The sequence below is a fragment of the Ruegeria sp. YTSA075 genome (genome assembly GCF_059610245.1).
On record NZ_JBXWNG010000002.1, the window covers coordinates 96839 to 122750 of the forward strand.

Below are 25912 nucleotides of genomic sequence, written 5' to 3' on the forward strand. Positions count from 1 at the left end.
GTCAGATGCGCAGCAGCAAAACCGTTCATGTCATTTCTGCCCATGCAGAAGGAGAAGTGGGGGACGTCATTGTCGGCGGCGTGGCCCCGCCGCCGGGCAAGACGCTCTGGGATCAGCGCAGCTTTATTGCTCAGGATCAGACCCTGCGCAATTTCGTGCTGAACGAGCCCCGTGGCGGAGTGTTCCGGCATGTCAATCTACTGGTGCCGCCCACGCATCCAGAGGCTGATGCCGCCTGGATTATCATGGAGCCGGAAGACACGCCGCCCATGTCCGGATCAAATTCGATCTGCGTTGCGACCGTGTTGTTGGATAGTGGAATCATTCCCATGCGCGAACCCGAAACCCATATGGTGCTTGAAGCGCCCGGAGGGTTGGTGCGGGTGCGGGCGGAATGCCGTGACGGCAAGGCGCAACGTATCTTCGTGCAGAACTTGCCGAGCTTTGCGGATAAACTCTCGGTCCCTCTGGAGGTTCCGGGCCTGGGTACACTCACAGTGGACACTGCTTATGGTGGTGACAGTTTTGTCGTCGTCGATGCGCAGGCACTGGGGTTCGAGATTGCAGAACACGAAGCCCGCGATATCGCCCGGACGGGCGTGCGGATCACCAATGCGGCCAATGAACAGCTTGGTTTCTCGCACCCCGAAAACGCGGATTGGAACCATATCTCGTTCTGTGCATTTTGCGGGCCGCTGTCTTCGACAGAGACCGGACTGACCAGCAAATCCGCCGTCGCCATCCAGCCCGGTAAGGTGGATCGGTCGCCAACGGGCACTGCGGTTTCCGCGCGTATGGCATTGATGGCTGCGAAAGGGGTGATGGCACAAGGTCAAACCTTCGAAGCGATCTCGATCATCGGGTCCCGCTTCACCGGGCGCATTCTGGGCAAGACTACGGTCGGCGGTGGTGAAGCCATCATTCCTGAAATCGGCGGCCGGGGTTGGATCACAGGTATCCACCAGCACATGCTGGATCCTGATGACCCATGGCCGGGGGGCTACCGTCTGTCCGACACCTGGGGCGCCTGAGGCATGCGGGCCCGTTTGCGCGGTTCGGTATTCATCACTTGATCTAATGGGATATTGGATACACAATAAAAGTAAGAGTATTCAAACCTATGCGAGGATGCCGGATATGCGGTTTTGCTTGGAAAAACTGCCGCTAATCGCTACGCGTATCTTCGGACCGTAACCGGGCAAGGGAAGAAATGGCAGGAAAACGCGCGATCACCAAACAAAGCCTTCCAGACGTCATCGCAAATGACCTGCGTGAACGCATTCTCAGTGGTGAACTGGCGGAAGGCGAGACAATTCGACAAGAGGCGCTGGCCGAAGAGTATGACGTGTCACGGATGCCGATACGAGAGGCATTGAAACGTTTGAATGCCGAAGGTCTTGTTCAGTGGACCAACAATCGTGGTGGATCGGTCACCAAACACTCCCTCAGCGAAATCGGCGAGATATTTGATCTGCGCAGCCTGATCGAAGTTGATCTGTTTCGTCGGTCCATCCCTAAAATGGATGCCAGTGACTTCACCCGCTGTGAAGAGATTCTGAGACAGATGGAAACATCTTATGACGACAACGACGTCAGCAGATGGGGGATTTTGAATCATGAATACCACTCGGCGCTTTATACAGCCTCGGATCGCAAGCTGACCCATGAACTACTGGACCGCATCAATTTGCAGTCGGACCGCTATGTAAGGATGCATCTGAGCGTCATGAAGCAGCGCGAACCCGCAAAGATGGAACATCGGGATCTTCTGCAACTGGCCCGGGAAGGCAAGGTGGAAGACGCCTGCGAACTTCTGACATCACATATTCGGCGCACGAAAGATCAGTTGCTTGAGATGATCGCCTCAAAGCGTGCTGATGAGGACCTTAGATAATTTCAAAAAGGTCGGTGCCTCGCTTTATCAAATGGCAGAGCATGCGGTTTCAGCCCAATCGAGACCCTCGGGTGACAATTCTGAACGCAGCCGGTTCAAAGCAGCGGCGTTGTAGGTGTTGAGCCATTCAATCTGTGCGTCGGTCAGCATCTCGATCAGCAACATACCGGTCTGGATCGGAATCCAGGTCAGGTTCGAGAACTCAAGAAACCCGTCCTTGGCCTCGACAATTTCAAAGAGGTTTTCGATGCGAATGCCAAAGCGGTTGGCCTCGTAATATCCAGGCTCGATGGATAGAACCATCCCGGGCATAAGGTCGACCGGGTTATAGGGTTTGCCAATGCGCTGCGGATGTTCATGGACAGACAGGCGGTGCCCGATCCCGTGTCCGGTGCCGTGGTCATAGTCTAGCCCCAGATCCCACAGCGGCCTTCGGCAGATCGCATCAATGTGATGCCCTTGTGTTCCGCGCGGAAAACGCAAAGTCGCCAAGGCCTGAAAGGCTTTGAAAACGGCTGTGTATGCGCGGTCATATCCATCCGGGCGGTGAGCGCCGAACGACAAGCTGCGCGTGGCATCGGTTGTCCCGGTATCGTATTGGCCACCGGAATCCAGCAGATAGGTGCCGTCCGGCAGAATAGGGACAGTATTGTCTGGATCAGTTGCATAGTGGCACATGGCGGCATTGGCACCGGCGGCTGAGATCGTATTGAAGCTGTCGCAGATATATCCTGGCTGCTGTTGGCGAAACTCAAGTATCTTGTTTTCAGCTTCGCGCTCTGTCACCCAATCTTGTCTAGCTGCACGCGCCGGGACTTCGGTGGTGAGCCAGGCGCAGAATTCGGTCCAGGCTACGGCGTCTTTGATATGACAGGCGCGCATTCCCTCTAGCTCGGTCTGGTTTTTTGTGGCCTTGGTACGGCTCAGCAACCCCCGGACCGGCAGTGCCCGGGCGTCCGCGTTGTTCAGGACATGCCGCACCGCGACTGGAGAGAATTCCGGGTCGAACACAACGCCCTGTCCTTGCGCTGCAAGGTGATCAAGAACAGAAAGAAATCGATCCGGGGCGTGCAGTTCGACATTCGTTGGAAGATGATCGATGATATCAGCGCTTCGCTTTTTATCCGAGACGAACCAATGCACTTTGCCCGAGCGTTGCACCAGAAGGAATGAATTCGGAACCGGGTTGAACGCCACATCTGAGCCGCGCACATTCAACAACCAGGCAATGTTGTCTGGCTGGGTTTCCACCAGCAGGTCGGCGCCCCTGCGTGTCAGTTCAGCGATCAGATCGGAGATCTTTTCGACCGCACTGATGCCTGCAAACTGCAGTGGGAAGGTTTCGATTGGGTCATCGGGTTCGGGCGGCTGATCCGGCCAGACAGCGTCGACCGGGTTTCCCCTGGTTTCCTTCAACTCCGCACCGGTGTCTTTCAGCGCATCGGCAAAGCGATCATACCAAACCGGCGGCAGATGCATCGCGTCAAAGCCGATCTGCCAGCCTTTTTGCGCGACCGAGGCCAACCAGAGCTCGGGCGGGTTGCCGAACAAATGGTGGTGCGAGAAAATTGCGCCAGAGCACTGATTACCCACCTGAACAACGTAGCGGCCATCTACAAACATGGCGACAGTGTCCGGGGTAATGATCGCCATGCCCGCCGACCCGGTGAACCCGGTGATATGGGCCAGACGCTCGTCATGAGCAGCGACATATTCACCCTGATGCGCGTCATATCGGGGCAGGATGAACGCGTCCAAACCCTGTGCTTGAATCTCGGCGCGCAAGGCAGCGATGACAGGGGCGCGATCGGTGTCCGGGGTGTCACGCATGGGTGTTTATCTTTTCAACATGATGGCATGCGACCTCACCACGGCCCGCAAAGCTGCGCAGGGCAGGCGTTTCGGTTTTGCAAAGGTCTGTGGCGTGTTGGCAGCGGACGTGAAACGGGCAGCCGCTGGGCATGTTCAGGGGTGAGGGCAGCTCTCCCTCCAACCGTTTCACGGTGCCTTTGTCATCGGGATTCAGGGACGGTGCGGCAGAAAGCAAGGCTTGGCTGTAGGGATGGGAAGGTGCCGAGAACAGGGTTTCGCTATCGCCGATCTCAACGATCCGGCCCAGATAGATAACGGCAACCCGGTTCGAAACATGCCGGACAAGGCGCAGGTCATGGGCGACGAACAGGATCGTCAGGTCAAGTTCTCGCTGAAGGTCCAGCAACAGGTTCACGACCTGCGCCTGAACCGAAACATCAAGGGCAGACACAAGCTCATCCGCGATCAGAACTTCGGGTTCGACGGCCAGGGCACGGGCGATGGCGATGCGCTGGCGCTGGCCGCCCGAGAACTCATGTGGCAGTTTGGTCTGCGCGTCCTGCGGCAGGCGCACCAGATCCAACAACTCGGCGATGCGGCCGGGGATTTCAGCTTCGGGACGCATATTGTGGACACTCAGCGCCTCGGCCAATATCTGCCCGGTCGTCATGCGAGGGTTGAGCGAGGAATAGGGGTCCTGAAACATCATCTGAACGCGGCGGTTATAGCTGCGATCTGCTTTGTAGATGCTGTCAAACACGTCCTGACCCTCAAAACGGATGCTTCCGTCGCTGGGCGTGTGCAGGCGCACAATACAACGGGCAAGCGTGGACTTTCCGCATCCGGATTCGCCCACCACCCCAAGGGTTTCGCCGCGGATCAGGTCCAGGCTGACCCCGTTCAGTGCCTTAACCTCGCGCCCCGGGCGACGGGCCACGACATCGCCGATGCTGCGGCCCATTGGGAACCGCAAATGCAGGTCTCGGATTTGCATCAGCGCAGTCATGCGGCGTTCCCCTGGCTTTTGGTCATGGGGTTGAAACAGGCCACCTGCCGTTGATCGGTGATCACCGTCATCGGTGGGCGATCCAGCTTGCACGCGTCGATGCAGGCGGCACAGCGCGGCGCAAAAGCGCAACCCGGTGGCAAGGCGTCCAGGGCAGGTGGCACACCTGGAACGGAATAGAGCGGCGTGCGCGGTGGCAGGTTCTCCGGCACTGACCGCATTAGCCCAACGGTGTAAGGATGCTGCGGTGTCCGCAGGACATCGCGAACAGGCCCCTGTTCGACAATCCGGCCTGCATACATGACCGCAACATTGTCACAGGTTTGCGCCACAACACCCAGATCATGGGTGACCAGTACAACCCCCATATCCATGTCCTGCGCCAACCTCAGGATCAGATCCAGGATTTGCGCCTGAATGGTCACGTCCAACGCGGTTGTTGGCTCATCCGCCAGCAGCAGTTTGGGATTGGCCGCCAAGGCAATGGCGATCATCACACGCTGACGCATCCCGCCGGAAAACTGGTGGGGATAGTCTTTCAACCGTTGTGCGGCGGACGGGATACCGACCAGATCCAGCATCTCAATTGCTCGGTCGCGGCGCGCGGCGCGGGATAGATCGGTATGCGTGCGCAGCGTTTCTTCCAACTGAAGCCCAACCGTTAGTAAGGGGTTGAGCGAGGTCATCGGCTCTTGGAAGATCATCGCGATCTCGCGGCCTTGAATGTGGCGCAGAACGTGGTCCGGCATCGCAACCAGATCACTGCCTTTCCAGCGCACCTGCCCGCTGACCTGCCCGTAGCGCCGCGCCAGACCCATGATGGACCGCAAGGTGACGCTTTTGCCTGAACCGCTTTCGCCCACGAGGCCCAAAACCTCACCACGTTCGACGCTGAAACTGACATCGCGCAGGGCGGGCAAGGCCAGGCCGTTCTTGTGAAAGGTCGTGCTGAGCCCTGTGACCTCAAGCAGCTTTCTTTGATCTTGCATCGTCATCCCCGCGGCCTCAGCAAATCTGCCAGCCCGTCGCCAAGTAGTGAAAAGCCAAGGCCGGTCAGAACGATGGCGATGCCCGGCATCAAGCTTAGCCACCATGCGGTCGAGATAAAGTTGCGCCCTTCGGCAATCAAAACGCCCCATTCGGCCTGTGGCGGTTGCGCGCCCAGACCCAGATAACCAAGCGACGATCCCAACAGGATCACCAGCGCCATGTCGGTCATCCAATAGACGATCACCGGGGTGATTGCGTTGGGCAGCAGATGACGGAAGATGATCCGCTTGTCGGAGTACCCCATGACGACCCCGGCCGAGGCATAGTCATTGCCCATCTGGGCGATCACCTCAGCCCGCATCAGCCGCGCGTAATACACCCAGTAGACGACAGAAATGGCGATATACATGTTGATCAGCCCGGGCCCCAAAACGGCCACCACCGCAATCACAAGAACCAGAAACGGAAAGGTGATGACCGCATCGACAATGCGCCCAAAGATCAGGTCAGCGACGCCCCGGTAGTAGCCGACCAGCGCCCCGATCGTAATGCCGGTGACCAGTGCAAAGACAGTGCCGAAAACCGCCATCTGCATGTTGACCTGATAGGCCCAGATCACACGTGACAGGCTATCACGGCCCAGCAGGTCGGTGCCGAAAGGATGTGCCCAGGACGGGGGTTGCTTGATGGCCAGGTAGTCAATGGCGTTCGGATCATAGGGCGCGAAGGCTGCTGGGAACAGGGCCAGCAACACTGAAAACCCGATGATGGCGCAGCCCGCGACAAAACCGGGCTTGCGCAGGGCGCGTCGAAGAAGTGTTGCAGGTTTCATGCTGTTGTTGAAGGTCGCGTCGCTCATTGCAGGCGCATCCTTGGATCAAGTCTGCTTTGGAACAGATCGGTCATCAGAAAGACAACGGACACCAGAACTGCAAATGTCAGGGTCAGGCCCTGTATCAGGGGATAGTCACGGGCAAAGATCGCCTCGAGCATCAGTCGCCCCATCCCGGGCACTGCAAACACGGTTTCGGTGACCAGCGTACCGCTCATAAGATTGCCGATGGAAAGCCCCAGCAGCGTCACCGTTGAAATCAGCGCGTTGCGCAGAACATGCCGACCCAGGATCAGGCGTGGAGGCAAGCCCTTGGCGCGCGCGAACTGGACATATTCTGCATCCAGAACTTCGACAATCGCGCTGCGTAGATTCCGCATCACGATGGCCGAGGTATAAAGTGCAACAGTCACTGAGGGCAGGAACAGGTGATAGAGCCGTTCGGTGAAGGTGTCGCCATAGCCGCCGACCGGGAACAGGCGCATCTGTGCGGCGAGAAATGTCAGCAAAACCAGGCCGATGTAAAAAACAGGCATCGACAATCCGATCTGAAAGACGGTGCGGATCAATGCATCGGGCCAGCGCCCACGATTCAGTGCGGCAACAAAAGCCAGGGGTCCGGCAATCAGCAGGGACAACGCAACCGAATAGACGGTGAGAAACAGGGTAATCGGCAGGCGTTCGGCGATTACATCCATCACATCGGATCGCATGAGGATCGAGCGACCCAAATCTCCTTGCAGCGTGTTGCTGAGGAACAACCAGAACTGTACGAACATGGGCTCGGTCAGGCCCAACCGTTCGCGGATTGCCTGAATATCCGCATCCGACGCGCGGTCGCCCGCCATGGCGATTGCCGGGTCGCCAGGCAGCAGGCGAACCAGAAAAAAGATGATGATCATGACCAGAAGAAAGGTCGGGATCATCATCAGTAAGCGCTTGGCGATATAGTTTAAACTGGACAATGCAAGCTCCGCCTTATTGCCCCGCCACTCGAAAGCGGCGAGGCCGAGTGGTAACTGTTAACGGCTTACGGTCGCTTGATCGAAGACGTTGTTGCCCAATGGGGTCTGAACATAACCTTCGACGGCCGAACCCAGTGCCACGGCAAAAGGTGTTTCATACATGAACAACAGTGGTGCGGACTCGGCATAAAGCTCTTGCATGCGTGCGAATTTCGCCTTGCGTGCGTTGGCGTCCATTTCGCTGGCGGCTTCGTCGAACAGGGTGTTGAATTCAGCGTTTTCCCAGCCGGTTCCAACGGCCTTGGCGGTTGGGGTATGGCCCAACCAGCCCACAACCTGGCTGGGGTCATTCACGTCGTTGACCCAGCCATAGGTGTGGATATCGAATTCACCCGAACGGTTCTTGGCTCCGCGCGTGGCATTATCGACCTGCTCGACCACCAAATCAATGCCCAGCGGCGCCCACATCTGCTGCAGCGCTGCGAAAATCGTCGCGTCATCAGCCGACCCGGCCAGGGTGGTAAAGGTCACCTGTGTGCCATCCGCAAACCCTGCTTCGGACATCAAGCTTTTGGCCTTTTCCATGTCATAGGCGTAAAGCGGGCTCATGTCGGCGGCGTATTGGGTCGCTTTGGCCATCAAAGGCGAACTCATCGGCTGACCTGCGCCGTGCAGGACCAAACCAATCAAGGCTTCTTTGTTGGTGCCATAGTTCAAGGCTTGACGCACGCGGGCGTCAGCCAGCGGGTTTGGTGACCCGTCAGCGCGGGTTTCGCGCGTGTTGATCGGCGAATAGATGATCCGGGTGGACGGATAAAGCTGCATGTCGATGTTTGGATCGCCCTGCAGTTCTGCCACTCGGCTGAACGGGATGAATTCGGCAGCATCAACCTCACCAGCTTGCAGGCTCAGGATACGGGTTGCATCATCCGGAATGATCTCAAAATGTACGCCGTCCAGATAGGGCAAGGGTTTGCCATCCGCGCCCATGCGCCAGTAGTTTTCATTGGCACAGAAATCCATCGACGCGCCCTGTTCAAAGCCACAAAGGTAGAACGGCCCTGATCCGACACCGGCAGATGTGGAGGCAAAGATCGCAGCGGATTTGTCCTGATCGGTATCGCCAGCGGCGGCATCAAACGCCGCTTTCGACACAATGGCCGTGTTGAACGTGGCCAACATAGAAAGAAGGGTTGGGTCGGGGCTGTTGAGCGAGATGGTAACGGCATTGCTATCGGCGCTGACCGTACCAATCGAGCCCAACAGACCGGCCCACGGGCTGAGATCAGGATTTCGCGCGCGGTCCAGAGAGAAGACGACATCTGCGCCGGACATCGGTGAGCCATCTGCAAACTGAATACCCTCACGTAGTGTAAGCGATACGGTTTTGCCGTCGTCGGAAACCGAAAATGCCTCGGCCAGACCCGGTTCAACGGAATTGCCGTCTGCACTGCTGCGCAGCAATGTGTCGAACAGGCTGCCGACCATCCAGATATCAGGATTGCGATCCGCATAGATCGGGTCAATCAGCCGTGAACCGTCATAGCGCGCGAAATTCAGCGTGCCACCCCTTTCCTGCGCAAGCACAGGCATGGCCAGGGTTAATGCGACGGTTACGCCAAGAGCGGCTTTGAGTTTCATGTACAGTCCTCCCGCAGATACAGCATATTCTCGGGCTGACCATATCCGATTATTAGTTTTACTAAAGCTTTTTTTAGTAAAGCAGAAATTACCGTATGATTTCATTTAGTTCTAAGTCGACAATTTGTCGACTTAGAGCGAAACGGCCCGAGAATCATTGATCGGAGAAGTGGTTACCCACAGCTCGATCGATTCCTCGTCGCCTAAAACGACCGAGTAGTGGAGGGTGGATGTGTCATGGTGAACCACGTCACCGGGCGACATGATGAACACCCGATCACCAAGGTGGTATTCCAGCCGCCCGGACAACAAATAGCAAAACCCTTCGCCCTCATGGCACATCTTTTCAGATACGTGGCCGGGAGGTCTGTGTACGATCTGCGGATTGAACAGGGCCCCGGCAAATCCGGGCCCCAGTTTTTCATAGAACCGCCCGCGCGTGCCCAGTGAATAGGTTTGCCTGTTGTCCTTTGCGACATGTTCTGTGAACACTTCGGGCACGCTGAGCAGCTTTTCGATGCTGGTTTGCAGCGCTGCCGCAATTGCCATCAGCGAGCTGAGAGACGGTGAGCTGAGGCCGCGTTCAACCTGAGACAGGAATCCGGTGGTCAGTTCGGATGTTTGGGCGACCCGATCTAGCGTCAGACCCATGGCCTTGCGGCGCCTGCGGATTGCCTGGCCCAATTCGCTGGGCCTGCCTTTGGGCTTTGAGTTATCCTTCCCCGCCGGACTGCTCATGCGCTGTCTCCCGAAATCAATCATCACGGCGCATTCAATCGGATTAGAAGAGAAAGATCAAAAATATTTTTAGTAAGGGTAAAAAACTGATGCGCATGGGCGCAGAAATCAACGGCCCAGGCGAGTTGAAAGGGCTGTGATGATGGGAGTCAGAGAGCGATTGCGTGGCGCCGGTCTGCCGAAATCATGTCGCGGATGTTTTGAACAATCTGTTCCGCGTGCGCGCTGGCAAGCCGGTCGGCTTCGGTTATATCCTGCGCTGCGATTGCAGCAATAATGTCATCATGTTCCGAGGCGTAGCGATCTGGCAGGCGATCCCCGAAAGACGAATAATAGGGCCGCATGATCCGCTGCCCCTCGTTCAAAAGACGGCGTGTCAGGCTTTCATAATAGGGGTTCCGCCCGGCCCGAGCGATGGCGTTGTGAAGATCGGCGTTCTTGGTGATCATGGTCAGCACATCATTTCCGGCCGCAGCTTCGAAAAACTCCGCTTGGCATGCACGGATATCTTCAAGATCTTGTTCCGTGCGATACTCAGCCGCCAATCGGGTGGTGACGCGATACATCAACGTCATGGCGTCGAAAAAAGTGTGCAGGTTCAGAAAATCGATCGGGGCCACGATGCTGGCCCTGTTGGGCAATGTTGTGACCAAACCCTCGGATGTCAGCCGGACCAGCGCTTCGCGGATCGGGGTGCGGGACATGGAGAACCGCTCGCTCAGTTTGGCTTCGTCAATTGGGCTGCCGGGTGTCAGCGCAAGATCGATGATTTCGTCCCGCAGGGTTTCATAGACAAACTGGACACCTGAACCGCGTTTGCGGCCCGTATCTCCGGTCTTGCGTTTTTCCATATCGGTTGTCCTCGGCCGCGGGGTCGTGGGCGCTTATCAGCGTGTTCAACGGTATTGCCACACGTGTCTGCTGCGAGTCGAGCGTTATTGCTGGGGGAGAATTCATCAGTTTTCCGGGTATCTGGGTCGAATTTCGCGCGCTTGTCGATTATTTGTCGACAAATAAAATATTAAAAGTAGACTGGCGCGATAATATGCGATTCCCGATCAGCAGGCGACACAGGTGACGCCTTGCGATCTGGGCCACAACCACGGAGATCAAAGCAGTGAACTCGAATGTCTTTTCAGGATGCATTCCGGCGCTGATGACCCCTTGCCGGGCGGATGGAACCCCTGATTTTGACGCGCTGGTGCGCAAGGGTGCAGAGCTGATCGAGGCCGGCATGTCCACTGTCGTCTATTGCGGTTCGATGGGTGACTGGCCGTTGTTGACCGACGTGCAGCGGATGCAAGGGGTCGAGGCCCTGGTCGAGGCGGGCATCCCAGTGATTGTCGGAACAGGTGCGATCAACTCGGTGTTGGCGGTCGAGCATGCGGCACACGCGCAGAAGGTCGGGGCCAGGGGACTTATGGTCATCCCGCGCGTCCTGTCGCGCGGCACGTCGATTGCCGCACAGCGGCAACATTTCAAAGCCATCTTGACCGCTGCATCAGAACTGCCCGCAGTCATTTACAACAGCCCCTATTACGGTTTCGCGACACGCGCCGACCTGTTCTTTGAACTGCGGGCGGATCATCCGAACCTTGTCGGCTACAAGGAATTCGGCGGTGCTGACGACTTGCGCTATGCGGCTGAAAGCATCACCAGTGGCGGCGATGATGTTTCCCTGATGGTTGGTGTTGATACCGCTGTCTTCCACGGCATTGTCAATTGCGGTGCAACGGGCGCGATCACCGGGATCGGGAACGTTCTGCCCAACGAAGTCCTGCATCTGGTCGCTTTGTGCCAGGCAGCGGCTAAAGGGGATGCGGTTGCCCGCAGTCGCGCATTGGAACTTGAGGCGGCGCTTGGCGTTTTGTCTTCGTTCGATGAGGGCCCCGATCTGGTGTTGTACTACAAGCATCTGATGGTTCTGACGGGTTATGCGGAATACACAAACCACTTCAACAAAACCGATGCGCTGAGCGACAGCCAGCGTGGTTACGTCGAACAGCAATTCACCCTGTTCCGCAACTGGTACACCAATTGGACGCAGCAGGCCGGTGCCTCTGCACAGCACGCTGCGTGAGGATCTGACATGTCACTTGATAACGGCTACACATTTCGCGGGCAGCATCTGATCGGCGGTCAATGGGTTGGATCCGAGCAGTGGTTCACCTCAAGCCCTGCAACGGGTGCGGCGCACTCGTTTGCATCCGGCTCACCCGAACTGGTTGATCAGGCTTGTTCCTTGGCTGAGGCTGCATTTCAGGACTATGCCAATCGCAGTCGAGAGGACCGCGCAAGGTTTCTGAATGCTATTGCGGATGAGATCGAAACCCGCGCCGAGGATATCACCCGTGTCGGCAGTGCAGAAACCGGTCTGCCCGAAGCGCGTTTGCAGGGCGAGCGCGGCCGGACCACAGGACAGCTGCGGATGTTTGCCGAGCTTATCCAAAAGGGTGAATATCTGGAACGCCGTCATGATCCTGCTTTGCCGGATCGTGAACCCGCCCCTCGCCCGGATATCAAGATGATGCAACGCCCAGTCGGCCCGGTTGCGGTGTTCGGGGCGTCGAACTTTCCGCTGGCCTTCTCGGTCGCGGGTGGCGATACCGCTTCGGCTTTGGCCGCGGGCTGCCCGGTTGTTGTCAAAGGTCATCCGGCGCATCCCGGAACAGGCGAGGTCGTGGCCGACGCGATCAACGCCGCTATCAAGGCAACCGGCATGCCTGCAGGCGTATTCTCACTGGTGCAAGGCGGGGATCGCTGTATTGGCGAGGCGCTGGTGAACCATCCCGCGATCCGGGCGGTCGGCTTCACTGGCGGTTTGGCCGGGGGCAGGGCGCTGTTCAACCTATGCGCCGCACGTCCCGACCCGATCCCGTTCTTTGGGGAATTGGGCTCGGTCAATCCGATGTTTGTTCTACCAAACGCCATTGCGGCGCGTGCTGAAGAGATCGGGAAGGCCTGGGCCGGGTCCATGACCATGGGGGCCGGGCAGTTTTGCACCAATCCAGGAATTGCTGTTGTGGTAGATGGCGCGGATGCCGATCGGTTCGTGGCCGCTGTGGCAGAAGCTTTGCAACAGGTGCCCAGTCAGACCATGCTGACTGATGGTATTGCTGACGCCTTCCGAGCCGGTCAATCGCATCTGGCAAGCTGCGCCGGTGTGCGCCCAGTTTTGCAAGGTGCCGCATCGGATCGGGCCGCAGAACCGGCATTGTTTGAAACCAGCGCCGAGGTTTTTCTGGCCGATCCAAGCCTGAGCGAAGAGATCTTTGGACCTTCATCTTTGGTTGTGCGCGTTAAGTCTGAGGACGACATGGTCGCCCTATCCGCCAAACTGGACGGTCAATTGACGGCCACGATCCACATGGATGACGAAGACACAGCGTTGGCGCTCCAATTGTTCCCGGTTCTCGAACGCAAGGCTGGTCGGTTACTGTTCAACGGCTTTCCGACAGGTGTGGAAGTGGTTGATGCGATGGTCCATGGCGGGCCCTATCCGGCCAGTACGAATTTTGGTGCAACCAGTGTGGGAACCATGGCCATACGGCGGTGGGTGCGCCCGGTTGCCTACCAGAACATGCCGGCCGCGCTTTGCCCGGATGATCTGGGAACGCAGGGCCAGTAGCATCGCGTTTCAACCGCAAGTAACAGCTTTGGCCCCCGGGTGGGGGCCGGGCAGGGATAGCCGCGACCTGGCTGTTCGATCATCGCCCCCGAGACTCTGCCACAGAAGCAGATCGGCGGAATGCAGCGCCAACAGGCGCAAAACCAGGGGCCTTGGCCCGCAACAGGAGGAATAGATGAAACTCTTTTCGAACTTAGCCGCATTGGCGGTGACAGCCACGCTTTCCGTGCCAGCATCAGCCGCCGAGATTGAATGGAAAATGACCGCCGCAATTGGCGAAGGGTCCTTCTTCTATCAGAACTTTATGGAACGGTTTGCTGCCAATGTGGACACGCTCACTGCCGGTCGCATGCACGTCCAACCTTTTGGCGCTGGCGTTCTGGCCCCGGCTTTCAAAGCCTATGAGGTCGTGCAGGACGGTATCGTTGAGGCGGGGCATTCCACCCCATCCTATCTGGTAAACCAGGATCCGACGAACGCCATTTTCGCCAGCTTCCCGGGCGGCATGTCAGGTGAGGCGACGCTGCACTGGGTTTACGAAGGCGGTGGCGAGCAGATGCTGCAAGAGTTCCGCCGCGAGGAAATGGGCCTGCATACATTGGTTGTCGGCATTGGCACATCCGAGGTCATGGCGCATTCGAACGTCAAGATCGAAACAACCGAGGACCTGAAGGGCGTCAAATACCGGACATCCGGTGCTTGGGCCGCCGTCTTGCAGGAAACTTTTGGCGGCGTGCCAACGGTTGTGCCGGGGAATGAAATCTACACCCTGTTGCAGCGTAAAGGCGTGGATGCGGTCGAATGGTCGACGCCGGGTGGTAACATCTCGGAAGGGTTCCATGAGGTTGCGCCCTATATGATCATGCCGGGTGTGCATCAGCCGTCCTTCCTGTGGGAAGTTTTTGTTAAACAGGAAACCTGGGACGCGCTGCCGGAGGAGATCAAGCAACAGGTTACCGCTGCGGCGAAGCTGACAACCTATGAAAGCTTCACCCATTTCGGTCACGAAGACATCCAGGCGATGGTCGCGTTCCGCGATACAAATGTTGAAATCGTCAATATGGAACCGGCGGAATCGGAAAAGATCCGAGCGGCCGGGCGTGATTGGGCCCGCAACCAGGCCGCCCAAAAGGCCGAAGCCGGCAGCGCCCGGATGCAAGAGGTCCTAGACAGCTACCTCGCCTATCAGGCGAACTGGGCTGAAAACTCCGGCTATCTGGTACGTGACAGCGCCGAGTAACTCCCACTCTGACGCTGATCTGGATGACCGGTCGCCTGTGCCGGTCATCCTATTATGGGGAAGCACATGACCAGAATACTCAGACTTATCGATGCGGTTGCAGGGATACTGGCCTGGTTTGGCCGGTGTGTGATCTTCGCCCTCATCCTTGCTATGTTGTACGAAGTGGTGGCCCGCTATGCGTTTGGTGCGCCGACGCTCTGGGCGTTTGACATCTCATACATGCTGAACGGTTCGATCTTTTTGCTGGGCGCGGCCTATGCGCTGCGCAGTGATGTGCATGTCAGGATCGACTTTTTATCTCAACGGCTGCCAATGCGCGCGCAGCAGATGCTGAACGGGTTGGTTTTCCTGTTGATCATGACACCGATCATGGTCATTTTCGCTTGGGTCTCAGGCAAGAAGGCCTGGAAGGCGCTGATCACTGGTGAAGTCGAAAGCGTCAGCCCCTGGGCGCCCCTGGTTTGGCCCTTTTACACCGTCATCTCGGTTGGTCTGGCGGTTTTTGCGCTTCAGTTTTTGGGTGAGTCAATCAAGTTGCTGACCGGCCGGAAGAACCCTGGCGAAGCACCGGGCGAGCTTGAAGCTATGGAAGAAAATCAATGACACCGTTGCTGATGTTTGCCGCACTTTTTGTGCTGGTCTTCGCCGGAATTCCTGTCGCGTTCTCACTGATCATCATTTCCGTGGCCTTCGGATACATGGTGTTTGGCGATCTGATCTTTCTTCAACTTTATGGCCCGCTGCTGCATACGGCGTCGAATTTTGTGCTGGCCGCGATCCCCCTATTCATCTTCATGGGTGCGATATTGGAACGGTCGGGGATCGCTAAACGGCTGTTCTTCGCACTGCAGTTGTGGCTGGGCGGTCTGCCCGGTGGGCTGGCACTGTCGACGATTGCAATGTGTGCCGTGTTCGCCGCCGCGTCCGGTGTTGTTGGCGCGGTTGAGATTGTTGTGGGCCTGATGGCGATCCCGGCGATGGCCAAAGCGGGCTATCGCAACGACCTGATTGCTGGAACCATCTGCGCGGGCGGGTCGTTGGGTACAATCATTCCGCCATCGGTCATCGTGGTCGTCTATGCGTCAATCGCTCAGTTATCGATTGGCAAGCTTTTTGCCGCCTCGATTCTGCCTGGGCTGCTCATGGTGGTGTTCTTTGTACTCTATATCTTGATCCGCAGTATGGTCCGCCCTGACGACGCACCACCCCTGCGATCAGAGGATCGGGCGATGCCCGCCGGCAGCAAGATGAAGGTCACGCTGACCGCACTGTTGCCACCTTTGGCCTTGATTTTACTGGTTCTAGGATCGCTGCTAGCTGGCATCGCCTCGGCCACCGAAGCCGCAGCTGTTGGGGCGGCTGGAACAGTCATTCTTGCGCTGATGTTCCGCGAGTTGAACCTGAGGCTGATGTCTGACGCACTGAACGTCACGCTGCGCATCACGGCGATGATTATGCTGATCGTCGCGGGCGGAACGATGTTTACCAGCATCTTTGCGGTCACCGGAGGGGGACAACTGGTGCGGGATGCCGTCGCAGGCATCGGATATGGCAATGCTGGAATCATCGCCTTTTTCCTGCTGGTGGTGTTCTTTGCCGGTTTCGTGCTGGATTGGGTTTCAATTGTTCTGATCTTTATCCCGATCTTTGCCCCGATTGTGAAATCTGCCGGTATCGATCCGATCTGGTTTGCGATGATGGTGCTGGTCGTTATTCAGACCTCGTATCTGACGCCGCCCATGGCCCCATCGATATTCTATCTGCGCTCAATCGCGCCGCGTGACATGACCTATGGCCAGATGTATCGCGGCGTATTGCCGTTTGTCGGAGCGCAGATGTTGGTGCTGGTGGTGATCATTCTGATCCCCGAAGTCGCAACCTGGTTGCCCGATATTCTGGTGGGTCTGTAATTGGGCGTGCGGCAACTGGTGGTTCAGGGCCACGTTTGCGGCAGGTGGTCGGCAACCGGAATGCCTAACATCATTCCGTGTATCGCTTTTCCATTTCGTCATAATAGGCTTTCTGAACTGCGCCCTGCCGCACCTCGAAGCTAACGACAGGTCCGTTTTCATCCATCCGGCCATCTGATTTCAGCAAAGACAGCGCATCATGCATGCCTTTCAATGCACCCTGCAACGCAACATTGGCATAGAGCACAAGGCCAAACCCCATCTCGTCCAGCGTGGAGAAATCGACGATTGGGGTTTTGCCGCCGACAACCAGGTTGATCAATTGCGGTGTGCCAATCAAACGTCCTGGGATACTGCGAATATCTTCCATGCTTTGGGGCGCTTCGACAAATGTGATGTCGGCACCGTCTTCGATGAACGCCTCGGCGCGTTCGATCGCAGCATTGAACCCTTGTGTGGCGCAGGCATCCGTGCGGGCAACCACAAGGAAATTTGGATCCTGACGCGCGTCCACTGCTGCCTTTATCCGGCTGCGCGCTTCGACCAGATCGACCACATCCTTGCCCGCAAAATGGCCGCACCGTTTTGGATTGACCTGATCCTCCAACTGAATCGCGCTGGCGCCTGCACGCTCCAATGTGCGCACGGTGTGATGCACGTTCAGGGCATTGCCGAACCCGGTATCTGCATCAACCACGATGGGCAGTTCGGTACTGTTGCGAATGGCCGATGTATGCTGCGCAATCTCGGGGAGCGAGATAAAGCCCAGGTCGGGCATGCCCAAGTTGGTGTTTGTCAGGCCCGCACCCGAAATATAGACCGCCTCAAAACCCAGCTGATCGATCACGCGCGCGGCAAGGGCATTGGCAGCACCAGGCATCAGAACCGCTTTGCCCGTGTTCAGGCGTTCGCGGAAAGCTTTGTTGATCTCATGGTTCATCATCGGGGCGCCCTCCGGCTTGTGGCGTTACCTGAATGCCTATCGAAGCCCGGTTAATGTGGCAAGTTGAGCAGCTTGGCGTTCTATCAGATGAAACAAGCCCATCAACTCGTGGTCAGGCTGCGCGCCAGACTTTCAAGCAACGGGATCGTGTTTGCCCTTGTTTCGGCGTCGAACCTATTGGCCAGACCCGAGACCGTCAGCGCGCCGATAAGGTGCCCTTCGGCATCGAAGACCGGAGTGGCCACTGACGAGATGTTCGGATTGGTTTGGCCTTCAGAACTGGCTGTGCCGTTTTTGTTGAACTTCGCCAGGTCACCAACATCCTCGCCCGAGAAGTGTCGCAGCACCAGCCCTGAGGCCCCAGTAGACAGTTGAAGGCGCATGCCTTCTTCGACATGAAAGCGCAGTAGGTTTGGTGAGTTTTCTCTGTATAAACAAATGCGTTCATTGCCAGAGCGCACATAGAAAGAGGCGGTTTCCCCCGTCGCTTCGGCCAGTATTTTCAGCGATGGTGCGACGTGTTCGCGCTTGGTGAAATCACGCCGGAAAATCAACCCAAGCCGCCAGACGCTGGGACCCACACTGAACCGGCCGTCCTCGTCACGCTGGATAAAACCATAGATGCTCATGGAATTCGTTAGGCGCAGGATGGTGCTTTTGTGCAGCCCGGTTTCCTCGGCCAACTCGGCCAGAGACATGATGGGGTGCTGGGTTGAAAACGCGCTTAGGATTGACATGGCGCGCTCGACGGATTCCGTTCTGTTCGAGGACATAGCGTTCTGTCAGATGAAACGAGACTGGATCAACCTTGCTGCATCCCTTTGGTATTGTCTAGCCTGGTGGCAATTCTGGAGGCCGCCGTGACACATGTTATCCACAAACCAATCGCCAATACTGCGTTCCGGGCCGTGGATTATTGTGCCTTAGTGGGGGGCGACTATCGGACGCTTCCCTATTCGCTGCGGGTCTTGGCGGAGAATGCAGCGCGCCATTCCGAAAAAGGGGCCGCTGCGCTGGATGTGCTCAAACGGGCCGGAGATGCGGTTCCGTTTCGCCCTGCACGCCTGTTGCTGCATGACATGCTGGGTATTCCCGCGCTGATCGATATCATGGCCATGCGCAACCGGTTGGAAGAGATGGGTGGCGACCCGAACGTGGTTGATATGAGTTTGCCGGTCGATCTGGTGATTGATCATTCCATGTCCATCAATCACTGGGCTGAAAAGTTTGCGCTGACCAAGAACATGGAGCGCGAGTTTGAAGTGAACCGCGAACGGTTCGCGTTTCTCAAAGCCTGTGAGGTCAGGTTTCCAAAGCTGAGGGTTATCCCACCAGGCGGGGGTATTTGCCATCAGGTAAACCTTGAATATCTTGGGCAGACGGTTCTGCCGTCGAATGAGAACCCGGAAATACTGATCCCGGATTCCAGCCTGGGCACTGACAGCCATACCCCGATGATCAACGCGCTTGGGATCATGGGCTGGGGTATTGGTGGGCTCGAGGCCGAGGCATTGCTGTTCGGTGAAACCACGCCAGTAAACGTGCCGCGCGTGATCGGGCTTGAGGTGACGGGTAAGCCGTCAGACCATGTGACCGCCACGGATATTGCGCTGGTCATCGCCGAGAAGCTGCGCGCGATTGGGGTGGTCGACACCTTCGTCGAACTGTTCGGCAGCGGCTATGCTGAACTGAGTGTGGCCGACCGCGCCACCATTGCCAATATGGCCCCGGAATATGGCTCGACCATGGTATTCTGTCCGGTGGATGAGCGCACAATCGGATATCTGCGTCAGACCGGCCGTAACGACAGTGCTAAACTGGCCGAGCTGTATTGCCGAGAGCAGAACCTGTGGGTCGAGGGTATGGATGCTTCGGTTGACTATGAGCAGGTTGTTGAACTCAATCTCGATCAGATTGGCCGCTCGGTTTCTGGCCCGTCGCGCCCGGAACAGCGGATCGACCTCTCGGCTGCGACGGACCGCCTGAGTTTCGAAGGTGAGACCGAGCGCAGAGTGCCCGTACCCAATGCGGATCATGATATTGGCGATGGCGATGTGATCATCGCGGCGATAACCAGTTGCACCAATACGGCGAACCCCCGAAACATGGTTTTGGCTGGCCTTGTCGCCCGCAACGCGGTTGCGCGTGGGTTGGCTGTCAAACCGCATGTCAAAACCTCGCTGGCACCAGGCTCGCGCGTGGTGGCCAAATACCTGTCAGAAAGCGGCCTGCAGGATCCTCTGGATGCGCTCGGCTTTGAGGTTGCTGCCTTTTCCTGCTCGACCTGCAACGGAATGTCCGGCCCCCTTGAACCCGCGCATGAGGAGGCGATCAAGGCACATGATGTCAAAGGCATTGCGGTCTTGTCTGGAAACCGGAATTTTGCCGGGCGGATTCATCCGCTTGCATCGCGAAACATGATCGCCTCGCCGCCTCTGGTCGTGGCGTATGCCTTGATGGGAACGATCCTGAAAGACATCACAACCGAACCGCTGGGAACCGATCAAGATGGCAACCCTGTGATGCTGGATGATTTGTGGCCCGCGGCGGATGAGGTGACGCGCATTGTTGAGACCTTTGTGACGCCTGAAGAATTCCGCGACAATTATGCGGCCATCGGGGATGTCAACGATCAGTGGAATGCCATGGAGGTTGGGACCGGGACCTATGCATGGGTGCCTTCAACCTATGTCTCTTTCCCGCCCTTCGTGAAAGACATCAGCCCAAAGAAGATCCGGCTTGAGCCTCTGCGGGGCCTGCGCCCGTTGGCTATTCTGGGCGATAGCGTCACAACCGACCATATCTCGCCCTCAGGTATCATTACGCCGGATTCCGAGGCCGGCCAGTTTTTGCAGGCGAAAGGCGTCACCCCGCGCGACTTTAATTCCTTCGGAACCCGACGCGGTTGTTCGGATGTTGTTATTCGCTCGACATTCGCGAACTATCGCCTGCGCAATGAAATGACCCTCGACAAAGAAGGGTCCTGGACGAGGGTCGAACCCGAAGGGCAGGTGACATCGGTTTTCAAGGCGATCGAAACCTATCTGGACCGGGATCAGAAACTTGTCGTGATCGGGGGTAAGGAATATGGCTGCGGCTCCTCCCGGGACACAGCGGCCAAAGCCCCGTGGTTGGCTGGCATTCGTGCCGTCATCGCGGAAAGTTTCGAACGTATTCATCGCTCGAATCTTGTGAATATGGGCATCGCGCCGCTGTGTTTCCCGGAAGGTGTAAACCGAAAAAGCCTGCAACTGGACGGGTCCGAGACCTTTGATATCGACTTTAGTGAGGACCTGACCACAGCCTCTCTGACCATCCATCGAAAGGATGGTCGTGTCCAAACCACGCCGTTGGATCTTCGGCTATATAATGACGCCGAACGCGCGACCTTTGCCGAGGGCGGTCTGTTGCCACGCGCGTTTCGCGGGTTTCTGGCAGGGGCTGCCTGATGGCGGAGCGGTTGCGGGCGGCGTTCTATCGGGGCGGGACCTCGAAGGCGGTTGTGTTCAACGGTGCAGATTTGCCCAAGGATCAGGTGGTGCGTGATCGCATATTCCTGCACGTCCTGGGCAGCCCTGACCCCTATGGTCGGCAGTTGAACGGAATGGGCGGAGGGCTGTCATCGCTATCCAAAGTTGTGATTGTTGAGCCGTCGAGCCGGGATGATGCGGATGTGGAGTACACCTTCGTACAAATTGCGGTGGATGAGCCCATTGCTGATTATGGCTCGGCCTGTGGAAACATGTCATCCTGTGTCGGGCCTTTCGCGGTTGAGGAAAGGATGGTTCAGGTTGCAGCAGATCAGAAAGAAGCACTTGTACGTATCTACAGCACCAATACCGACAGTATTTATCACGCGTGTTTTCCGGTGCGCGATGGCCATCCCGTGGAAGAAGGCACGTTCGAAATTCCCGGCGTGTCTGGTGCCGGGGCAAAGGTAACAATTGATTTTCTGGCCCCCGGCGGCGCTGGCACCGGGATGCTGCTGCCAACAGGTAATGTTGTTGATGTTCTTCAGGTTGATGGGTTCGGGGCGCTTGAGGCCTCTTTGATCGATGCCGCCAATCCGGTGGTGTTTTTCCGCGCCGCGGATCTGAACAAAACGGCCACAGAACGTCCGCAGGATCTGGATGGTGACACTGAATACATGGCTTTGGTCGAACAAATCCGTGCAGCAGGTGCTGTTGCGATGGGGATGGCGTCATCCGTTAAGGGCGTGAAACGCTCAAGCCCGAAGGTCGCCATGCTTGGTGCCCCCAAGGAATTCACAGCTCTTGATGGACGTGTGTATGGAGCGGGCAGTCATGACATTAATGTGCGGCTTGTGTCGATGGGGAAATTTCATCGTGCCATTACACTGACCGGAGCAATGTGCACTGCAGTCGCTGCCCAGATACCGGGCACGCTGGTGCAAAAGATCGCGCAACCCACAACTCAAGACCTGCGCATCGGCAACCCGTCGGGCAATTTGCCGACGATAGCCAATGTTGAAACCGGTCCCACAGGACCCAAGGCGATATCTGCCGGGACATTCCGCACCCAAAGGCGCCTTATGGAAGGTGCGGTTCTGTATCCGGCCGAATTGGTGGAGGGTGCTGATCAATTCGATTGCTAAACTCACAGCCGATCTGGGCGATGCCTGCCGGCAAGCTCTGCCCGGCAACAGTTCACGGATTATGGCGCAAAACGCAGCTTTGCGGGGCGTATCCACACCGCAGTCACGGCTGGAGGTAGCAAGGGGGTTCAAGAGAAACTCTTTACTTTGCAGGGAAATGGCGGTGTCATTGTTCTGGATGGCGGCGGATCATTGCGCACGGCATTGCTGGGAGGCATGATGGCAGAACGGTTGATCGCCAATGGATGGTCAGGAGTTGTCATAAACGGAGCGGTTCGTGACAGTGAATGTCTTGCGCGTCTTGACCTTGGGATCAAAGCGTGCAGGGCGACGTCGGTTCGATCAGGCAAAAGCGGCATTGGGGTGATCGATGTTCCCGTCGCCTTCGGAGGCACGCTGTTTTGGCCGGGGCGGTACATCTACTGTGATCAAGACGGAATTCTGGTGGCACAGAATCCGATCTAACAAAAATAACGAAATGCCAACCAATGGGAGGAAACAATGGCAAAACTTCAACTTACACGCCGGACCTTTGCGGCTGCTGCGGTGGCAGCGATGTCGCTGGGGATGCCGACGCTTGCACAAGCCCAGGAAGTCGTGGACAGCATTCATTTTCTTATTCCTGGCGGCGCTGGCGGCGGCTGGGACGGTACGGCCCGTGGTACTGGTGAGGCACTGACAAAGTCAGGGCTTGTCGGAACTGCGAGCTATGAAAATATGTCCGGCGGTGGTGGCGGTAAGGCCATCGGCTATCTGATCGAGAACGCAGACAGCAATCACGGCACCTTGATGGTCAACTCAACGCCCATCGTGATCCGGTCGCTGACAGGCGTATTCCCACAGAACTTCCGCGATCTGACGCTTGTGGCCGGAACGATCGGTGACTATGCGGCGCTGGTGGTTGCGGCGGACGGGCCAATTCAGGACCTGAACGGGCTGATCGAAGCGTTCAATGCTGATCCAAATTCGACCGCGGTTGGTGGCGGATCGGTTCCCGGGGGGATGGACCATCTGGTTGCGGCCATGGTTTTCCAGGCGGCGGGCGCTGATCCAGTGGCCATGAAATACGTCCCTTATGATGGCGGAGGCGCCACTATGGCCGGTTTGCTATCAGGCGAAGTTCAGGCGGTCTCAACAGGCTTCTCCGAAGCAGTCGAGCTGGCCAAAGCCGGTGAGGTTCGCATCATTGGCGTGACCTCAGACGAACGTGTCGACGCCTTTCCTGATGCGCCAACCATGAAAGAGCAGGGCAACGATACATCGTTTGTGAACTGGCGCGGGTTCTTCGCGGCCCCCGGTCTGCCTGGCGACAAGCTGGCGGCCTATCAGGACGCTTTGACCCAGATGTACGGAACGCCGGAATGGGTCGAAGTTCGTGATCGCAACGGCTGGGTCGACATCCACAACAACGGTGACGACTTCCGCACCTTCCTGGAGCAGCAGGAACAGGAAATCGGTGATCTGATGAAGAAGCTTGGCTTCCTCTAAATCGACTGTTCACAGCTAAGACAGGCGCCCGGCCCTGAGCCGGGCGCCTGAAGCAATTTGGGGAGGGGATGAAATGGCACTGGATCGCTGGATTGCGCTTGTCATTCTTTTGATCTGTTTGGCCTATGGCTATGCGGCTTTTTTTACCATGGATGATTTGCTGCCACCAATCATGCGGCGCAGCCCGATATGGCCATCGAGCTTTCCCAAGGTGCTGGTTATCGGTGCCATTCTGATGGCCCTTTCGATCATTTTGGGTTTGGAAAAGACGCCCGAGAAAGAAAAACCCACAGATATCAACCTTGCGAAACTGCATGAATACAAGGTCGGCCAGGCTGTGATGTTACTGGCGCTGATGGTCGCCTATGCGCTGCTGCTGCGCCCCTTAGGATTTCTGGCGTCGACCTTCCTGTTTCTAAGCATTGGCAGTTTCATACTGGGGGAACGGCGATACGTACTGATGGCTGTTGTCGGCGGCGTCGCCGCCGGTGTTGTCTGGTATCTTGTTGATGTGGTGCTTGGGATTTTCCTGAGCCCGTTCCCCGGATTTCTGACCGCTATGGCAAACGGAGGCTGATATGCTTGAGGGACTTTTAACAGGCCTCGCAACGGCCTTTACACTCACAAACATCCTGATGGTGATCGGTGGATGTCTGATCGGAACATTTATTGGCATGTTGCCGGGTTTGGGGCCGATGTCGATCATTGCGATCATGATCCCGGTGGCGATCACCATTGGCGACCCGTCGGCGGCACTGATCCTATTGGCAGGGGTCTATTACGGCGCAGTTTTTGGGGGGTCGACCTCGTCAATCCTGATCAACGCGCCGGGGGTGGCTTCGACAGTGGCCACCAGTTTCGATGGCTATCCGCTGGCCCGTTCGGGCCAAGCGGGTAAGGCGCTGACCGTTGCCGCGATCTCATCCTTTGCGGGTGGTACGATTGGGGCTGTGTTGTTGATGGTCTTTGCCCCGGCTCTGGCCTCGGTGGCGTTGCTATTCCATTCCTCAGAGTATTTTGCGCTAATGGTCGTCGGCTTGTCCGCCATTGCCGCATTTGCGGGTACAGGGCAGGTTGGCAAGGCGCTATTGATGACGTTCTTAGGTCTGATCATGGCCACAGTGGGCGAAGGCGTTCTGTTCAATGCGCCGCGCTTCACCATGGGGATCATGGACCTGCAATCTGGCTTTGGCTTCATTACGCTTGCGATGGCCATGTTTGCCTTGCCCGAGGCGATCTACCTGGTGCTTGATCCTAATCGGTCCAAAACCGGGGATGGAGACAGCGGCAAGATAAGCAATCTGCGCATCAACCGGGAAGAGGCCAGGAAGATTGCACCGGTGATTGGACGCCAATCAATTCAAGGCTTTTTTATCGGCGTCTTGCCAGGGGCAGGTGCGACTATTGCATCCTTTCTTGGATATGCGGTCGAACGGAATATCGCACCGAAGGAAGAACAGGAACGCTTTGGCAAGGGTGAGATCAAAGGCATTGCCGCGCCGGAAAGCGCCAACAATGCCGCCTGTACCGGATCGTTTGTACCTTTGTTGACGCTGGGTATTCCCGGGTCGGGTACAACCGCGATCCTGCTTGGGGCCCTGATCGCCCTGAATGTCAGCCCGGGCCCGCGGCTGATGATAGATGAGCCGCAGATTTTCTGGGCCGTCATCATTTCGATGTATCTGGGCAATCTGGTCCTGCTGATCCTGAACCTGCCGCTGATCCCTTACATTGCCAAGGTTCTGGCAGTGCCGCGCAGTTTCCTGATCCCCTTCATTTTATTCTTCACCCTCATGGGGGCGTATATCGGGCAGAACAACGCGACAGAACTGCTGCTACTGGTCGGCTTCGGCGTCTGCGCGACGATCCTGCGCTTTGCTGATTATCCGCTGGCGCCGCTGCTGATCGGGTTCATCCTTGGACCGCTGCTTGAAAACAACTTTTCGCGCGCGATGCAGCTCTATGATGGTGTGGGCTTTATCTGGGAGCGGCCGATGACCTTGGGCCTGTTGGCTATTGCAGTTGTGCTGGTGCTGCTGCCCAGCTACCGCCAGCGCCGTGCTGTTGCCCGCGCAAAAGGGGTGGCTGACGGCGACTGATATCTAGGGGCGGGTCTGGCGCACAAAGCAAATGGCGCGTATTTCAAGGCCCTGGCGCAATATGAAACCGGATACCCGCGTATTCCCTGATCCCGGACAGAGTTTGAT

General features: G+C 57.3%; 23 protein-coding genes. 13 read left to right on the forward strand and 10 right to left on the reverse strand.

Going from position 1 to position 25912, the window contains the following annotated elements; translation table 11 throughout:
* The first annotated feature begins 5 nt into the window (after window positions 1–5).
* Together AC2FGE_RS03600 and AC2FGE_RS03605 are read left to right on the forward strand one after the other, a co-directional pair.
* Window positions 6–1031 carry a trans-3-hydroxy-L-proline dehydratase gene (locus AC2FGE_RS03600; RefSeq protein WP_496817826.1) on the forward strand — a complete coding sequence of 342 codons (1026 nt, stop codon included), beginning with the start codon at window positions 6–8 and terminating at the stop codon, window positions 1029–1031.
* Between the two features lie 179 nt (window positions 1032–1210).
* On the forward strand, window positions 1211–1894 hold the full coding sequence (locus AC2FGE_RS03605; RefSeq protein WP_496817827.1) for a GntR family transcriptional regulator: 684 nt from the start codon (window positions 1211–1213) through the stop codon (window positions 1892–1894).
* A 27-nt stretch (window positions 1895–1921) separates the two neighbouring features.
* On the opposite strand, the gene AC2FGE_RS03610 is transcribed toward AC2FGE_RS03605, so the two are convergent.
* The 8 genes from AC2FGE_RS03610 to AC2FGE_RS03645 form a co-directional block, all read right to left on the reverse strand.
* Window positions 1922–3724, reverse strand: a complete 1803-nt coding sequence (locus AC2FGE_RS03610; protein ID WP_496817828.1) for an aminopeptidase P family protein — start codon at window positions 3722–3724, stop codon at window positions 1922–1924.
* Window positions 3717–4712 (reverse strand): ABC transporter ATP-binding protein, encoded by a 996-nt coding sequence (locus AC2FGE_RS03615; RefSeq protein WP_496817829.1) that lies wholly within the window; start codon window positions 4710–4712, stop codon window positions 3717–3719. Before AC2FGE_RS03615 ends, AC2FGE_RS03610 begins: the two co-directional genes overlap by 8 nt.
* Window positions 4709–5701: an ABC transporter ATP-binding protein gene (locus tag AC2FGE_RS03620; protein ID WP_496817830.1), complete on the reverse strand. Its 993-nt coding sequence runs from the start codon at window positions 5699–5701 to the stop codon at window positions 4709–4711. Before AC2FGE_RS03620 ends, AC2FGE_RS03615 begins: the two co-directional genes overlap by 4 nt.
* 2 nt (window positions 5702–5703) lie before the next feature.
* Complete coding sequence (locus AC2FGE_RS03625; RefSeq protein WP_496817831.1) at window positions 5704–6561, reverse strand: ABC transporter permease; 858 nt, start codon at window positions 6559–6561, stop codon at window positions 5704–5706.
* Window positions 6558–7499, reverse strand: a complete 942-nt coding sequence (locus AC2FGE_RS03630; protein ID WP_496817832.1) for an ABC transporter permease — start codon at window positions 7497–7499, stop codon at window positions 6558–6560. The genes AC2FGE_RS03625 and AC2FGE_RS03630 overlap by 4 nt, the downstream gene beginning before the upstream one ends.
* 57 nt (window positions 7500–7556) lie before the next feature.
* Window positions 7557–9140 (reverse strand): ABC transporter substrate-binding protein, encoded by a 1584-nt coding sequence (locus tag AC2FGE_RS03635; RefSeq protein ID WP_496817833.1) that lies wholly within the window; start codon window positions 9138–9140, stop codon window positions 7557–7559.
* 132 nt (window positions 9141–9272) lie between these two features.
* Window positions 9273–9878 carry a helix-turn-helix domain-containing protein gene (locus tag AC2FGE_RS03640; protein WP_496817834.1) on the reverse strand — a complete coding sequence of 202 codons (606 nt, stop codon included), beginning with the start codon at window positions 9876–9878 and terminating at the stop codon, window positions 9273–9275.
* A gap of 149 nt (window positions 9879–10027) precedes the next feature.
* Window positions 10028–10729, reverse strand: coding sequence for a GntR family transcriptional regulator (locus tag AC2FGE_RS03645; protein ID WP_496817835.1), 702 nt, complete (start codon window positions 10727–10729; stop codon window positions 10028–10030).
* Between the two features lie 266 nt (window positions 10730–10995).
* Here AC2FGE_RS03645 and AC2FGE_RS03650 point away from each other — a divergent pair, with 266 nt between their 5' ends.
* The 5 genes from AC2FGE_RS03650 to AC2FGE_RS03670 all read left to right on the forward strand — a co-directional run bounded on the left by AC2FGE_RS03650 (window position 10996) and on the right by AC2FGE_RS03670 (window position 16659).
* Complete coding sequence (locus AC2FGE_RS03650) at window positions 10996–11958, forward strand: dihydrodipicolinate synthase family protein (protein WP_496817836.1); 963 nt, start codon at window positions 10996–10998, stop codon at window positions 11956–11958.
* A 9-nt stretch (window positions 11959–11967) separates the two neighbouring features.
* Window positions 11968–13506 carry an aldehyde dehydrogenase (NADP(+)) gene (locus tag AC2FGE_RS03655; protein ID WP_496817837.1) on the forward strand — a complete coding sequence of 513 codons (1539 nt, stop codon included), beginning with the start codon at window positions 11968–11970 and terminating at the stop codon, window positions 13504–13506.
* 175 nt (window positions 13507–13681) lie between these two features.
* Window positions 13682–14746, forward strand: coding sequence for a TRAP transporter substrate-binding protein DctP (dctP, locus tag AC2FGE_RS03660; RefSeq protein WP_496817838.1), 1065 nt, complete (start codon window positions 13682–13684; stop codon window positions 14744–14746).
* Window positions 14747–14812: 66 nt separating this feature from the next.
* Window positions 14813–15352: a TRAP transporter small permease subunit gene (locus tag AC2FGE_RS03665; protein ID WP_496817839.1), complete on the forward strand. Its 540-nt coding sequence runs from the start codon at window positions 14813–14815 to the stop codon at window positions 15350–15352.
* An 11-nt stretch (window positions 15353–15363) separates the two neighbouring features.
* Window positions 15364–16659: a TRAP transporter large permease gene (locus AC2FGE_RS03670; protein ID WP_496817841.1), complete on the forward strand. Its 1296-nt coding sequence runs from the start codon at window positions 15364–15366 to the stop codon at window positions 16657–16659.
* A gap of 70 nt (window positions 16660–16729) precedes the next feature.
* On the opposite strand, the gene AC2FGE_RS03675 is transcribed toward AC2FGE_RS03670, so the two are convergent.
* A complete protein-coding gene (locus AC2FGE_RS03675) occupies window positions 16730–17602 on the reverse strand; it encodes an isocitrate lyase/PEP mutase family protein (RefSeq protein WP_496817842.1) in 873 nt (290 codons plus the stop codon).
* 101 nt (window positions 17603–17703) lie between these two features.
* Window positions 17704–18375 carry an IclR family transcriptional regulator gene (locus AC2FGE_RS03680; RefSeq protein ID WP_480549806.1) on the reverse strand — a complete coding sequence of 224 codons (672 nt, stop codon included), beginning with the start codon at window positions 18373–18375 and terminating at the stop codon, window positions 17704–17706.
* 87 nt (window positions 18376–18462) lie between these two features.
* Here AC2FGE_RS03680 and acnA point away from each other — a divergent pair, with 87 nt between their 5' ends.
* The 6 genes from acnA (at window position 18463) to AC2FGE_RS03710 (ending at window position 25804) form a co-directional block, all read left to right on the forward strand.
* Window positions 18463–21051 (forward strand): aconitate hydratase AcnA, encoded by a 2589-nt coding sequence (acnA, locus tag AC2FGE_RS03685; protein WP_496817843.1) that lies wholly within the window; start codon window positions 18463–18465, stop codon window positions 21049–21051.
* Window positions 21051–22217 carry a PrpF domain-containing protein gene (locus AC2FGE_RS03690; protein ID WP_496817844.1) on the forward strand — a complete coding sequence of 389 codons (1167 nt, stop codon included), beginning with the start codon at window positions 21051–21053 and terminating at the stop codon, window positions 22215–22217. The genes acnA and AC2FGE_RS03690 overlap by 1 nt, the downstream gene beginning before the upstream one ends.
* 24 nt (window positions 22218–22241) lie before the next feature.
* Window positions 22242–22682 carry a ribonuclease E activity regulator RraA gene (gene rraA / locus AC2FGE_RS03695; RefSeq protein WP_496818291.1) on the forward strand — a complete coding sequence of 147 codons (441 nt, stop codon included), beginning with the start codon at window positions 22242–22244 and terminating at the stop codon, window positions 22680–22682.
* Window positions 22683–22718: 36 nt separating this feature from the next.
* The gene (locus AC2FGE_RS03700) at window positions 22719–23705 is read left to right on the forward strand and encodes a tripartite tricarboxylate transporter substrate binding protein (RefSeq protein WP_496817845.1); all 987 of its coding nucleotides are present in this window, start codon (window positions 22719–22721) and stop codon (window positions 23703–23705) included.
* Between the two features lie 73 nt (window positions 23706–23778).
* Complete coding sequence (locus tag AC2FGE_RS03705) at window positions 23779–24282, forward strand: tripartite tricarboxylate transporter TctB family protein (protein WP_496817846.1); 504 nt, start codon at window positions 23779–23781, stop codon at window positions 24280–24282.
* 1 nt (window position 24283) lies between these two features.
* Complete coding sequence (locus tag AC2FGE_RS03710; protein ID WP_496817847.1) at window positions 24284–25804, forward strand: tripartite tricarboxylate transporter permease; 1521 nt, start codon at window positions 24284–24286, stop codon at window positions 25802–25804.
* Window positions 25805–25912 lie beyond the last annotated feature (108 nt).